Annotated in this window: 12 protein-coding genes; 11 read left to right on the top strand and 1 reads right to left on the bottom strand. The window is 57.7% G+C overall.

Going from position 1 to position 13,860, the window contains the following annotated elements:
* Positions 1-88 precede the first annotated feature (88 nt).
* The 7 genes from purF (at position 89) to rarD (ending at position 7,080) form a co-directional block, all read left to right on the top strand.
* Positions 89-1,582, top strand: coding sequence for an amidophosphoribosyltransferase (purF, locus tag ACQZ51_RS04890; protein ID WP_192063754.1), 1,494 nt, complete (start codon positions 89-91; stop codon positions 1,580-1,582).
* A gap of 74 nt (positions 1,583-1,656) precedes the next feature.
* Positions 1,657-2,397 carry an SDR family NAD(P)-dependent oxidoreductase gene (locus tag ACQZ51_RS04885; RefSeq protein WP_448775589.1) on the top strand — a complete coding sequence of 247 codons (741 nt, stop codon included), beginning with the start codon at positions 1,657-1,659 and terminating at the stop codon, positions 2,395-2,397.
* A gap of 198 nt (positions 2,398-2,595) precedes the next feature.
* On the top strand, positions 2,596-3,981 hold the full coding sequence (cysS, locus tag ACQZ51_RS04880; protein ID WP_448775588.1) for a cysteine--tRNA ligase: 1,386 nt from the start codon (positions 2,596-2,598) through the stop codon (positions 3,979-3,981).
* 111 nt (positions 3,982-4,092) lie between these two features.
* Entirely contained in the window at positions 4,093-4,572 is a 480-nt protein-coding gene (locus tag ACQZ51_RS04875) for a GFA family protein (RefSeq protein WP_448775586.1), read from the top strand.
* Positions 4,565-5,029, top strand: a complete 465-nt coding sequence (locus tag ACQZ51_RS04870; RefSeq protein ID WP_448775584.1) for a GFA family protein — start codon at positions 4,565-4,567, stop codon at positions 5,027-5,029. The genes ACQZ51_RS04875 and ACQZ51_RS04870 overlap by 8 nt, the downstream gene beginning before the upstream one ends.
* Before the next feature lie 10 nt (positions 5,030-5,039).
* Positions 5,040-5,996 carry a prolyl aminopeptidase gene (pip, locus tag ACQZ51_RS04865; RefSeq protein ID WP_448775582.1) on the top strand — a complete coding sequence of 319 codons (957 nt, stop codon included), beginning with the start codon at positions 5,040-5,042 and terminating at the stop codon, positions 5,994-5,996.
* A gap of 169 nt (positions 5,997-6,165) precedes the next feature.
* The gene (gene rarD, locus ACQZ51_RS04860; RefSeq protein WP_448775580.1) at positions 6,166-7,080 is read left to right on the top strand and encodes an EamA family transporter RarD; all 915 of its coding nucleotides are present in this window, start codon (positions 6,166-6,168) and stop codon (positions 7,078-7,080) included.
* Positions 7,081-7,106: 26 nt separating this feature from the next.
* On the opposite strand, the gene ACQZ51_RS04855 is transcribed toward rarD, so the two are convergent.
* Positions 7,107-7,727 carry an LOG family protein gene (locus tag ACQZ51_RS04855; protein ID WP_243256320.1) on the bottom strand — a complete coding sequence of 207 codons (621 nt, stop codon included), beginning with the start codon at positions 7,725-7,727 and terminating at the stop codon, positions 7,107-7,109.
* 154 nt (positions 7,728-7,881) lie between these two features.
* Between ACQZ51_RS04855 and ACQZ51_RS04850 the strand changes: the two genes are divergently transcribed.
* The 4 genes from ACQZ51_RS04850 to ACQZ51_RS04835 all read left to right on the top strand — a co-directional run bounded on the left by ACQZ51_RS04850 (position 7,882) and on the right by ACQZ51_RS04835 (position 13,734).
* Complete coding sequence (locus ACQZ51_RS04850) at positions 7,882-9,900, top strand: LysM peptidoglycan-binding domain-containing protein (RefSeq protein WP_448775578.1); 2,019 nt, start codon at positions 7,882-7,884, stop codon at positions 9,898-9,900.
* A 120-nt stretch (positions 9,901-10,020) separates the two neighbouring features.
* Positions 10,021-11,907 carry an ABCB family ABC transporter ATP-binding protein/permease gene (locus tag ACQZ51_RS04845; protein WP_448775576.1) on the top strand — a complete coding sequence of 629 codons (1,887 nt, stop codon included), beginning with the start codon at positions 10,021-10,023 and terminating at the stop codon, positions 11,905-11,907.
* A 249-nt stretch (positions 11,908-12,156) separates the two neighbouring features.
* On the top strand, positions 12,157-12,855 hold the full coding sequence (locus ACQZ51_RS04840) for a phosphatidylserine decarboxylase (protein WP_448775574.1): 699 nt from the start codon (positions 12,157-12,159) through the stop codon (positions 12,853-12,855).
* 21 nt (positions 12,856-12,876) lie between these two features.
* Positions 12,877-13,734 (top strand): CDP-alcohol phosphatidyltransferase family protein, encoded by an 858-nt coding sequence (locus tag ACQZ51_RS04835; protein ID WP_448775572.1) that lies wholly within the window; start codon positions 12,877-12,879, stop codon positions 13,732-13,734.
* The last annotated feature ends 126 nt before the right edge of the window (positions 13,735-13,860 follow it).

Below are 13,860 nucleotides of genomic sequence, written 5' to 3'. Positions count from 1 at the left end.
ATTCAATATAGGCAGCAGACAGACCAAACTGGCACACCACCCTGCCAGAGCGGTTATTGTTTTTGGCACTTCAGCAAAGGCACGCCAGATGAATGAGCCGCTTTCGCATTCCACACTCAACGACATTCTCGATGGCGATACTCTGCATGAAGAATGCGGCGTCTTCGGCATTCTGGGCCACCCGGATGCTGCGGCACTGACGGCTCTCGGCCTGCATGCCCTTCAGCATCGCGGCCAGGAGGCGGCCGGCATGGTGTCTTTCGATGGCAAGCGTTTCTATCAGGAACGCCATATGGGTCTTGTCGGCGACCACTACACAAATCCGGCCACGCTGGCGCGCCTGCCCGGCTCGATCTGCATTGGCCACACACGCTACTCGACAACCGGCGAAGTGGCGATGCGCAACGTTCAGCCGCTGTTTGCCGAGCTTGAAGAAGGCGGCATCGCCGTTGCCCATAATGGGAATTTCACCAACGGCCTGACCCTTCGCCGTCAGATCATCGCCACGGGTGCTATCTGTCAGTCGACATCCGATACGGAAGTCGTTCTGCATCTCATCGCCCGTTCGCGCCACTCCTCCACTGCCGATCGCTTCATCGATGCCATCCGCCAGATGGAAGGTGGTTACTCGATGCTGGCGATGACGCGCACCAAGCTTATCGCCGCCCGCGACCCCACGGGCATTCGCCCGCTGGTCATGGGTGATCTGGATGGAAAGCCGATCTTCTGCTCGGAAACCTGTGCACTGGATATTATCGGCGCGAAGTTTGTGCGCGACGTTGAAAATGGCGAAGTCATCATCTGCGAGATCCAGCCGGATGGTTCCGTTACCATCGATGCGCGCAAGCCGGTGAAGCCGCAGCCAGAACGCCTCTGCCTGTTCGAATATGTCTATTTCGCTCGCCCCGACTCCGTCGTCGGCGGTCGCAATGTCTATACGACCCGCAAGAACATGGGCAGCATCCTTGCCAAGGAAGCGCCGCTTGAGGCTGATGTTGTTGTACCTGTGCCGGATGGCGGCACGCCTGCCGCTCTCGGCTTTGCGCAGGAAAGCGGCATTCCGTTCGAATACGGCATTATCCGCAACCATTATGTCGGCCGGACCTTCATCGAGCCAACTCAGTCTATTCGTGCGCTAGGCGTCAAGCTCAAACATTCCGCCAACCGGGCGATGATCGAGGGCAAACGCGTGGTTCTGGTCGATGATTCCATCGTGCGCGGTACCACATCGGTCAAGATCGTGCAGATGATCCGCGAAGCCGGTGCCAAGGAAGTCCATATTCGCGTGGCAAGCCCGATGATTTTCCATCCGGATTTCTACGGCATCGATACGCCGGACGCCGACAAGCTGCTGGCCAACCAGTATGCCGATGTGCAGGACATGGCGAAGTTCATCGGCGTGGATTCACTGGCATTCCTTTCCATCAACGGGCTCTATCAGGCCGTTGGCGGAGTGGACCGCAACCCTGCCCGCCCGCAGTTCACCGATCATTACTTCACCGGTGAATACCCGACCCGCCTTCTGGATAAGAACGGCGAAGCGATGGGCAACAAGATTTCCATGCTGGCCAGCAACGGATGATATCAACATGCCCGCGCACTCAGCGCGGGCTTTCGACTGCTTGCCGCATGAACCTTTCGATCTCGGGGGAGACAATGACGACAGACCTTAAAGGGCGCATCGCGCTCGTGACCGGCGCCTCCCGTGGTATCGGATATTTCACCGCGCTTGAACTCGCCAAGGCTGGCGCGCATGTCATTGCCTGCGCCCGCACCGTAGGCGGTCTTGAAGACCTTGACGATGCAATCAAGGCCGTTGGCGGCACGTCCACCCTCGTGCCATTCGATCTGGCGGACATGAATGCCATCGATGCGCTTGGTGCATCCATCCATGAACGTTGGGGCAAGCTGGATATTCTGGTTGCCAATGCCGGTGTTCTCGGCGTCATTTCTCCTGTCGGGCATATCGAAGCGAAAGTCTTCGAAAAAGTGATGACGATCAATGTGACGGCCACGTGGCGGCTGATCCGCTCGGTGGAGCCTTTGCTGTTGAGATCGGATGCCGGTCGCGCCCTCATTCTGTCGTCCGGCGCGCCGCATTCCTGTCGTCCGTTTTGGGGCGCCTATTCGACATCCAAGGCAGCTGTCGAGGCTCTGGCGCGGACATGGGCTGCTGAAACGGAAACTACCGCGCTTCGCGTCAATAGCGTCAATCCAGGCGCAACGCGCACCGCGATGCGCGCCCAGGCCATGCCGGGCGAAGACCCAGACACACTGCCACACCCGTCTGAAATCGCCGCAGCGATGTTGCAGCTCACATCTCCTGACTTGAATGAGACCGGCAAGATCTACGTTGTCCGGGACAAGAAATTCGTGAGCTACCGCGCGCCTGAGTGACGTACTTTCGGTTGTGGGACAGGCCTTGACCAAATCCGCTTGCCGTTTCATAAGGCAAGATATGGAAACGATGATCTGCACCTGTTGCTGAGATACTTTTTGCTGGTCTAACGCCGGCCAGATCGTTTTCGTCTATCCCGTTTCAAAAGACAAACGCTCCGGCTGGGAACATCTGCTTGCTCCCAAGGGAAAACCCTCATGTCCTTGCGCCTGAAATTTCACAACACCCTGACCCGCGAGAAGGCTGACTTCCAGCCGATCGATGCCAACACTGTGCGCATGTATGTTTGCGGACCGACGGTCTATGATTTTGCGCATATCGGCAACGCCCGCCCCGTGATCGTTTTCGACGTGCTTTTCCGCTTGCTGCGCCATGTCTATGGCGAGGCCCATGTGACCTATGCACGCAACATCACTGACGTGGATGACAAGATCAACGCACGTGCGCTGCGCGACTATCCGCACCTGGCCCTGAATGACGCCATCCATGCCGTCACGGAAAAGACCGCAAAGCAGTTTCATGATGACGTTGCATTGCTGGGTTGCCTTGAGCCGACCATCGAGCCGCGCGCCACAGACAATATTGCGCAGATGATCGACATCATCGAAAAGCTGATTGCGCGTGGCCATGCCTATGTGGAAAGCGGCGAAGTCCTGTTCGACACCAAATCCATGGGCGACTACGGCCAGCTTTCCAAGCGCCCGCTGGATGAGCAGCAGGCGGGAGCGCGTGTTGCCGTGGAGGTGCACAAGAAGAACCCGGGCGATTTCGTGCTGTGGAAGCTTTCCAGCCACAACGAACCCGGCTGGGAAAGCCCGTGGGGCCGTGGTCGCCCCGGCTGGCACATAGAATGCTCCGCCATGTCTGGGCGTTATCTGGGCGAGACCTTCGATATTCACGGCGGCGGGCTGGACCTGATCTTCCCGCACCACGAAAACGAGATTGCCCAATCCCGCTGCGCCCACGGCACTGAGGTCATGGCCAATGTGTGGATGCATAATGGTTTCGTTCAGGTCGAAGGCCGCAAGATGTCAAAGTCCGACGGCAACTTCATCACCATCCACGAGCTTCTGCACACCGAAACCTTCGGCGGTCGAAAGTGGCCCGGCGAAGTGTTGCGCCTTGCCATGCTGATGACGCATTACCGCGAACCCATCGACTTTTCGGTAAAGCGGCTTGAGGAAGCAGAACGCCTGCTTGCCAAGTGGCCCGCAGCCGACGTGAGCGACATGGCACCTGACCAGACCGTGCTGGATGCGCTGGCAGATGACCTCAACACCGTCGCTGCGGTGCAGGCCCTGCATGCGCTTGCCCAAGCTGCCAATGCCGACCCGGAAAAACTTGCCGCTTTTGCAGCCAGCGCAGCACTGCTGGGCGTCTTGCCGAAAGAAGCCGAGCTGGACCAAGCCATAGTCGCCGCCGTCGATACGCTGGTGGATATGCGGCTCGAAATGCTGAAAGCGAAGAACTTCGCCGAAGCGGACCGCATCCGCGATGAGCTCCTGACCAAGGGCATTCAGCTGAAGGACGGCAAGGACAAGGAAACCGGCGAGCGGTTAACGACCTGGGAAATCAAGCGGTAGGCGCGCAGATCAGGTTTGCCTCCTCTAACTTGTTTTCGCCGGTCCTTCACTTAAGCTGACATCAGAGACCGTCTGTCTCCATACCATTGGAACCATCAAAGGAGCACACCCATGACAGTGCACACCGGCGGATGCCAATGCGGCGCGATCCGTTTTCGCGTTGATGCGGATTTGAACGACAGCTCCATCTGCCATTGCCGCATGTGTCAGAAAGCGTTTGGGGCTTATTATGCGCCTCTGGTCTCAGTGCGTGGCACAGATTTCACGTGGACGCGGGGCGAGCCGAAGCGGTTTCAGTCTTCCGATGTTGTCAAGCGCGGCTTTTGTGCTGATTGTGGAACGCCGCTGACCTATGAAGCGCCTGATGGTCTAGCCATCGCGGCTGGTACATTTGATGATCCCTCGGCGTTCCCGCCATCGATGCAATGGGGCGTGGAGCGAAAGATCGGCTTCGTGGACCAGCTTCACACCCTGCCCTCGGTGCCAACGGAAGACGACCTGACATCTGTTGACTATCTGACCGGTCTGACATCCCATCAGCACCCGGACTACGACACGGAAGTATGGCCGCAGGAGGCAAGACATGACTGATACAGGACATTCCGGCGGCTGCCAGTGCGGCGCGGTGCGGTTTCATGCGGGCAAGCTCGGCCGTCCCTCCATCTGCTATTGCCGCATGTGCCAGAAGCAGTTCGGCAATTTCTTCGGCGCGCTTGTAACAGCCGATCAGGCGCACCTAACATGGACACGGGGGCAACCAACGCTGTTTCGGTCGTCTGCCAAAATCCATCGCGGGTTCTGCAACAAATGCGGTACGCCGCTGACCTATCATCATCCCGGCGGGGTGGAGATCGCCATTGGCGCATTCGACCATCCGCAAGACATCGAACCGCAGGTTCAGGTTAATGTCCATATGCAGATGCCGTGGATAAAGACCCTGTTCGACAAGCCTGTCACCGATCAGAGTGTGGACGAGAGCAGCATTGTCTCATACCAGCACCCGGACCATGACACGGCGGTATGGCCGCCCGAAGACAGTGTGAATTGAGGACACCAGAATGAGCGATGCCTTGCGCAGTTTCTATCCAGAGATCGAGCCCTTCGAGACCGGCATGCTGGATGTGGGCGATGGTCATGTGATCTATTGGGAACGGGTTGGAACGAAGGGGGCAAAGCCCGCCGTGTTTCTGCACGGTGGCCCCGGCGGCGGCGTGACCCCAACCCATCGGCGGGTGTTTGATCCTGCTCTTTACGATATCATCCTGTTTGACCAGCGCGGCTGCGGGCGCTCCACGCCGCATGCATGCCTTGAGGCCAACACGACCTGGCATCTGGTCGCGGACATGGAGGCTTTGCGGGAGAAATTCGGCTTTGAGACATGGCAGGTTTTCGGTGGCTCCTGGGGTTCGACGCTCGCGCTCGCCTATGCGCAAACCCACCAGCATCGTGTCAGCGAACTCGTGCTGCGCGGCATATATACGCTGACCAAGGCTGAGCTGGACTGGTACTATCAGTTCGGCGTATCGGAGATGTATCCGGACCGTTTTGAGACCTTTCTCGCGCCGATTCCTGAAGCTGAGCGCCATGAGATGATGGTTGCCTATAACCGCTATCTCACAGGCACGGATGAGCAGAAAAAACTCGAATGCGCCAAAGCGTGGAGCCAGTGGGAAGGTGCGACGATTTCGCTGGTCACGGATCAAGCCCGCGTGGACGATTTCGGCGAAGCCCAATATGCCATCGCATTTGCGCGCATCGAAACGCATTATTTCGTCAATGCAGGCTGGTTTGAAGAAGGCCAGTTGCTTCGTGATGCGGGCAAGCTCAAGGATATTCCAGGCGTCATCGTTCACGGACGCTACGATATGCCCTGCCCGCTGAAATATGCCTGGCAACTCTCCAAAGCCTGGCCCAAAGCTGATCTACATATCGTGGAAGCGGCAGGCCATGCCCTGAGCGAACCCGGCATTCTCGATCAGCTTATTCGCGCAACGGATCGGTTTGCTGGCAAATAAGCCAAGTATCGCAGTGCTGTAGAAGCGTCGGCTCCTGTATCGAGTGAGTCGACGCAGCCATTATTTCGGCAAATGAGGCTTTTTCCACCACACGCTTCACGCAAATGAATTGGAATACAACGGCAAATGAGAATAGGCCGGTGCTTTCAGATTAACGTTGGTAGCATCCATGGCCGTGAATCAGACAATCGACACTTCTAAGTCCGGCGATGCCGCGCGTGGATTTGTCTATGCATTAGCTGCCTATATCTTCTGGGGCTTCCTGCCGTTTTACATGAAGGCGGTTGCGCATGTGTCGCCCTTCGAGGTCATCGCGCACCGCGTCGTCTGGTCTGTTCCGATTGCCGCTGTCGTGCTCATCGCGCTTGGCAGAACCACTGAACTCAAGAAAGCGCTGACGACACCGCGCATGCTGGGCATGGCGTGCCTGACGGCAGCTCTGATCAGCATCAACTGGGGTGTCTATATCTGGGCCATAGCCGCGGGCCACGCGCTGGATGCGGCATTGGGTTATTTCATCAACCCGCTCTTCAGCATCTTTCTGGGTGCTGTTCTCTTGAACGAAAAGCTAAGCCGCATACAGATGCTTGCCATTGCGCTCTCGGCCTCGGCTGTCGCGCTGTTGACCTGGCATGCGGGCAATCTGCCATGGGTTTCGGTTGCGCTCATGGTAACATGGGGCTTCTACGCATTCTTCCGCAAGACGCTGCCCATCGGCCCCACACAAGGGTTTTTGCTGGAAGTTCTGCTTCTCACGCCGCCAGCCCTTGCTTACATCATTTATCTCATGAGCACCGGTCAGGCGCACTTCATGGCGGGTGTGCCGACAGATACGTGGCTACTGATCGCCAGCGGTCTCGTTACCGCAACACCGCTGATCCTGTTCGGGAATGGCGCTAAACTGCTAAAACTGTCCACCATCGGCATCATGCAATATATTGCGCCATCGATGATCTTCCTCATCGCGGTGTTCGTGTTCAAGGAACCCTTCGACACGGTCAGACTGATTGCCTTCATCGTGATCTGGTCCGCACTGGTCATCTACACCGTGCCTGGATTGATCCGCAGTAGGTCTGCCAGATAGGAATCAAACTGTGATGCTGAGTGGCATCACAGTTGAGAGATCACCGACGGATCACCCTCAGGGTTTTGCTGAGCGGTAGCGCGTTCTATGATCGCCGGCACGATGTTATCAACAGCATCGATGACCAGCGGGTTCAAGAGATGCGCCCGGTGGATGAAGCCCTGATCGCGCATGTGGCGGATCAGTTCCAGCATCGGGTCCCAGAAGCCGTTGATGTTGGCAAACACCATAGGCTTTGCGTGGCGACCGAGTTGCGCCCATGTCATGATCTCGACGATCTCTTCCAGCGTGCCAATACCGCCCGGCAGGGTCACGAAGGCATCGGAACGCTCGAACATCATGTGCTTGCGCTCATGCATGTCCTTGGTGATGATCAACTCGTTCAACTGGCCCAGCGAATGGCGCGTCGCCTCCATATCGACCAGAAAATCCGGAATGATGCCGGTGACCTCACCGCCATTTGAGAGGACACCGCTTGCAACAGCGCCCATGATGCCTTTCGTGCCGCCACCATAGACGAGACGGATACCATGATTGGCGATGGACTTTCCGAGCAGGCGGCCTGCCTCCATATAGGCAGGATCGCGCCCGGGCTGAGAACCGCAATAGACGCAGATGGATCGAATCGTTGTATTTTCTTCAGTCATGGGACGAAGGAACTATGGGGCAGCCGATCCGTCAAGAAAATTTGGGGACTGACCGGCACGAAACACCGGTTTTGCAGGGCCACCGCTTGTGCGAGCACGACTTAAACGCTAGCTATCGCAACGTGAAGACAAGAACGTTACCCGGAGACAGATAATGAACAACAAAAGGGCCGGACTGCTGGCACTTATCGTGCTCGGCGCTGCGACACTGCTCATGGTCTTCTTCGTTCTTCCCCGCATGTCGACGGATGACAAGCCGATTGGTGACGCCATCAATCAGGCTGGCAACGACGTCAAAAACAGCGTGGAGATGGGTAGCGAAAAGGCGGGCGACCTCTTGTCGGATGCAGCCAAGGACACAGCGACCATTGCCGACAAAGTTGGCCGATTGGCAGAATCTGCCAACCAGTCCATCAGAGACATGACCGGTCGCTTTGCCGACAACAAGGTTCCCTCCAATGAAGAATTTGCCGCTGCCCGCAAGGCTGTGGAAGATTCCCTGAAGGAACTCGGAAATGTCGAAATTCCCGAAGCCATTGACGAGACGACATCGCGCCTGATCACCACGGCACGCTCGGCGGCTGAAAGAACCATCGCCTTCCTGCGCAGCCTGCCAGCAGATGCCACCGCCGCTGCCGCGCAGGTGCGCCGCCTGCCGGGTATTTTTGCCGGAACCGACGATGGCGCTCCTGCGCCAGTCGCACCGGCTGCACCTGCTGTACCAGCGCCCGCATCCACACCAGCCCCGACAACGGGCGATGCGGCAAAGGCACCGACTTTCGATGTGCTGCGCGTTGAGCCAGATGGTTCCGCCGTTATTGCGGGCAAGGCCACGCCAGGCTCCAAGCTTGAAATTATCAACAACGGTCAGGTCATTGCACAGACCACGGTTGAAGGCAGCGGCGATTTCGTTGCCGTTCTCGAAAACCCGCTAAAGCCCGGTGACCACCAGATCATTTTGCGCGCCACCGGCAAGGATGGTGTCGTCGTCCAATCGCAGGAAACTGCCACAGTCTCCGTTCCGGCACAGAAGAATGGCGAGCTGCTTGCCATGGTAACGACCCCTGGCAAGGCCAGCCGCCTTATGAGCGTTCCGGAAGCAGCACCAGCCACAACTCAGGCGCAGGTCCCCGCCCCCGCAGCGGGTCAGCCACAGACAGACACTGCAACCGCGCCTCAGAATGCCAATGGGGCAGCACCGGCTGCCGCTCCATCCGAAACTGCAAGCATCCGTGTGCTTGCCGTGGAATTTGAAGGATCCAGAATTTTCGTTGCCGGCTCCGCGCCTGAAGCAACATCTGTGCGCGTGCTGGTGGATGACAAGCCGATTGGCACCAACAAGGCCGAAGCGTCTGGAAGTTTCGTTGTCGAAGGCGATGTCGAACTTTCCGTTGGTAACCATGTCATCACTGCGGAAGCCCTTGATGCGGCTGGCAATGTCACCGTTCGTGTGCGCGTGCCGTTCCTTCGCCCTGAGATGGATCAGGCCACCGTCGCCATGCAGCAGACGCCGCCAACCTCGAATGCAACCAACCCTGCACCCGGTGTTGTCAGCGATCGCACGGCATTTGATGCTCTGCGCATGGATGTGACGAAAGCCTTTGGCATTCTTTCCGGCCTGTATCAGGACGGCAAGGTGCCAGCGCTGGATCAGGTCGCGGCGGCGAAATCGGCAACGTCGATTGCATTGCGCTCCCTTTCGGAGTTCCGCACCGCAGCAACGGCGGATGCAGCCTTCACCGCATTTGCAGCCGACATCTCGGCAAAGGCTCGCGCGCTTCTTTCCACCATCGATGGATTGCCAAATGACGTGGCCGCCATCGGACGCCAGATCGCAAGCCTTACGGACCGGTTTGCTGAACTGAACGCAACGCTGCCCGCAGCCGTTGCAGCGCCCGCTTCCAATAATCCGCCATCCACGGCACCGCAAACATTCGAGCAGGCGCCACTTGCCCAGAGCAACACGGCTGTCATCATTCGTCGCGGCGATACGCTGTGGCAGATTTCGCGCCGGGTCTATGGTCAGGGCGTGCGCTACACGACAATCTATCTTGCCAATCAGGACCAGATCCAAAACCCTGACCTGATCGAACCCGGCCAGATCTTTGGGGTGCCGCAGAATGCCCTGCCCAATGCTGAGGAAATTCATCGCAAGCGGCTTCTGGGTAGATAACCCACTGCCTTAGCAGCATTGCAAATACAGTGCTGGGCGTTTAATCACTGTCACTACGGCGGCTCGGATCAACGGGCCGCCGTCTTGCTGTCTGCCATTGCGCAGATACCGGAGCAGAGCATGGCAGATCAGAAGAAAACGATTTCAGCGGATTCGAGCAATCCGTTCCAGACCCTCATCAACCTATGGCCCTATATGTGGCCGCAGGGCAGACCAGACCTGAAGTTGCGCGTCATCTGGGCCAGCATCTTTCTCGTCCTTGCGAAATTCGTGCTGATCTCCGTTCCCTATTTCTTCAAATGGGCAACGGATGCGCTGAACGGCAAGCTGGATATGGCCGGTCTCGTGCCGGTCTTTCTGCTGGGCGCCGTGGCACTGGTCGTCGCTTACAATCTGACGCGCCTTATACAGGTTGGTCTGAACCAGCTGCGGGACTCCCTGTTTGCCAGCGTCGGTCAGCACGCGGTTCGCCAGCTTGCCTACAAGACATTCGTCCACATGCATCGCCTCTCGCTGCGCTTTCATCTGGAGCGGAAGACCGGCGGGCTTTCTCGCGTCATCGAGCGTGGCACCAAGGGCATCGAAACGATTGTCCGCTTCACTATTCTCAACACCGCGCCGACTTTCATCGAGTTCCTGCTGACCGCCATCATCTTCTGGCTGTCCTATGGGTTCTGGTATGTGGCCGTTACGGTCATTACCGTGTGGGCCTATATCTGGTTCACCGTTCGAGCCAGCAACTGGCGCATCGGCATTCGCCGGTCGATGAATGATAGCGACACAGCAGCCAACACCAAGGCCATCGATTCGCTGCTGAACTTCGAGACCGTCAAATATTTCGGCAACGAGCAGATGGAAGCCAATCGCTTCGACGCTTCCATGGCAAAATACGAGAAGTCGGCAACTGCCATCTGGACATCGCTTGGCTGGCTCAACTTTGGCCAGGGCGTCATTTTCGGCCTCGGCTCGATGGTCATGATGATCATGTCTGCATTAGCGGTGCAGCGCGGCGAACAGAGCATCGGTGATTTCGTCTTCATCAACGCGCTTTTGTTGCAGCTTTCCGTGCCGCTCAATTTCATCGGCTTCGTCTATCGCGAAATACGACAGGGTCTGACAGACATCGAGGAGATGTTCGATCTTCTTGAGGTTCAGGCCGAGGTTGTCGATGCGCCGGGAGCGAAAGATCTCAATATCGGCGCGGGTGCTCTCTGTTTTCGCGATGTGCACTTCGCCTATGATGCGGAGCGCCCAATTCTGAAGGGCATTTCATTTGATGTTCCGGCTGGAAAAACCATCGCCATCGTCGGGCCATCGGGTGCGGGCAAATCCACGCTGTCGCGCCTGCTCTACCGCTTCTACGATATTCAAAGCGGATCGATCACCATCGACGGGCAAGACATTCGGGAGGTTACCCAGAAAAGCCTGCGCGCCGTCATCGGAATGGTGCCGCAGGATACGGTCCTGTTCAATGATACGCTGGCCTACAATATTCGCTATGGCCGACCTGACGCCGCCGAAGCAGATGTGACGGCGGCCGCAAATGCAGCCCAGATCAGCGGCTTCATCAGCAAGTTGCCACAAGGTTTCTCCACCATGGTGGGAGAGCGCGGCCTGAAACTCTCCGGTGGAGAGAAGCAGCGTGTGGCGATTGCGCGCACAATCTTGAAGGCACCACCCATTCTCATCCTCGATGAGGCAACGTCTGCACTGGATACGCACACCGAGCAGGAAATTCAAAGCGCGCTCGATCTGGTATCGCAAAACCGCACCACTCTCGTCATCGCGCACCGCCTCTCAACGGTGATCAGTGCCGATGAAATCATCGTGTTGAAGGATGGTACCATTGCGGAGCGGGGCACCCATCAATCTCTCATCGAGGCCAACGGGCTCTATGCCTCCATGTGGAGCCGCCAGCGCGAGGCCATTCAGGCAGAGGAGCGGCTGCGTGAAGTTCGCGAAATGGATGATCTGGGCGTGGTGGATCGCGGCAACCCTGCCCGTTGACCGTTATAAGGCGGGTCAAACATCGGAAGACATTGCCGTAAAGGCCAATTGCCTGTAGTCACCAATGCGTGTTTTGTCGCGTCCGGGTATGAAATCGGTCGCCAAATGACTATATGCAGCATGATACGCCCGAGACGGCTCCCCGTTTTGGCGCAAGGAACTGTAAAATGGCTGGGGCGCGACACGCTGATCACAGGATCGCGACGTCCTCAGACAGTCTGAAAAGATAAACTCGGAGACGAAAGAGCAATGAACCTGTTCGACACCATTCGCAACACCATCGTGCCGGTCCACAAGGAAGGCTATGTTTTCGTAGCAGCTTTCTTCGTGGCATCCTTGGTGCTTGGCTGGATAGCCGAACCTCTCTTCTGGGTCGGCATGGTTCTCACCGCCTGGTGCGCCTACTTCTTCCGGGATCCAGAGCGCGTCACGCCACAGGATGACGATCTCGTCATCAGCCCTGCCGATGGTACCGTTTCTGCCATCCAGACAGTTGTTCCGCCGCTGGAGCTGGAACTCGGCAAGGAGCCGATGGTTCGCATCTCGGTTTTCATGAATGTCTTCAACTGCCACGTCAACCGCGCACCCGTGCGTGGCCGTGTCATCAATGTCGCTTACCGCCCCGGCCTTTTCCTGAACGCCGAAGTGGATAAGGCATCCGAGGACAATGAGCGCAATGGCCTCGTGATCGAAACCGCGCATGGCAAGGTCGGCGTCGTGCAGATCGCTGGCATGGTTGCACGCCGCATCGTATGCTGGGTCAAGCCAAACGAGCCTGTGGATGCCGGCGAGCGTTTCGGCCTCATTCGTTTTGGCTCGCGTCTTGATATCTTCCTGCCCGAAGGCTTCCAGTCCCGCGTATCCGTAGGACAGACTGCCATCGCCGGTGAAACCGTTCTGGCAGAATTCGGCTCCGTCAAGGGTCCGGTCATCAGCCGTCGCGGTTAAGCCTGAACAGGAGAGCGGACCATGGACACGCCCAAGCCCGAGACAACGACGAGCGCAAAGCAAGAGATGACGAATGACAGCGGAAGAGGCCCGCGCCTGCGGGAAATTCCGCTGCGGCTCGTCATCCCCAATCTTGTCACCGTTCTTGCGATTTGTGCGGGCTTGAGCGGCGTTCGGCTGGCCTTTGAAGGCCGGTTCGAACTGGCCGTTGCCATGGTTTTGCTCGCCGCGTTCCTGGATGGTATCGATGGGCGCCTGGCACGCATGATGAAAGCGACATCGAAATTCGGTGCGCAGATGGATTCTCTCGCCGATATCGTCAATTTCGGCGTCGCACCTGCCCTCGTGGTCTATGCCTATCTTCTGGATCAGGCGCGGTCTCTGGGTTGGATTGCCGCTCTCATCTACGTCATCGCTGCGGGCCTTCGTCTGGCGCGCTTCAACGTGATGGTGGAGCGTGAGGTCAAAGCCCCGTGGCAGAACGAATTCTTTGTCGGCGTTCCCGCACCCATGGGGGCGATGCTCGTTCTCCTGCCTGTGTATCTCGGCTTTATCGGCGTCGAGACCGGCAAGACATTCGCTTATGTGTCAGCAGCTTACACCGTCTTGATCGCGTATTTTCTCATCAGCCGTCTTCCGGTCTGGTCTGGCAAGTCTGAAAGCCGGATCCGCCGCGACCTCGTTCTTCCCGCGATCCTCATTGTGGTGCTTTACGTGGCGTTGCTGATGAGCTTCACATGGGAAGTACTGGTCGTAACCGTGCTCGCCTACCTGATATTCCTGCCGTTCAGCGCCCGCATATGGCACAAGCGTTACGGCACGCTCACAATCGAAGACGCCCATGATGAGCATGGCGGCGGGATGGATCGCGGCCTTTGAGGGCGAAGAACCGCCCTCTTCATTGTGGCGGCGTGATGTCTGTGCACGAACACGAAATGTGGCAAGCGGCAATTTTTAATTGATTGAAAGCGCCTCGAATTTGTCACGATTTCCTTCGAGAGAGGC

Source organism: Agrobacterium sp. CG674 (assembly GCF_053521645.1).
The sequence above is the reverse complement of the archived record's forward strand: the minus strand, read 5'-3'. Positions and strand labels throughout refer to the sequence as shown.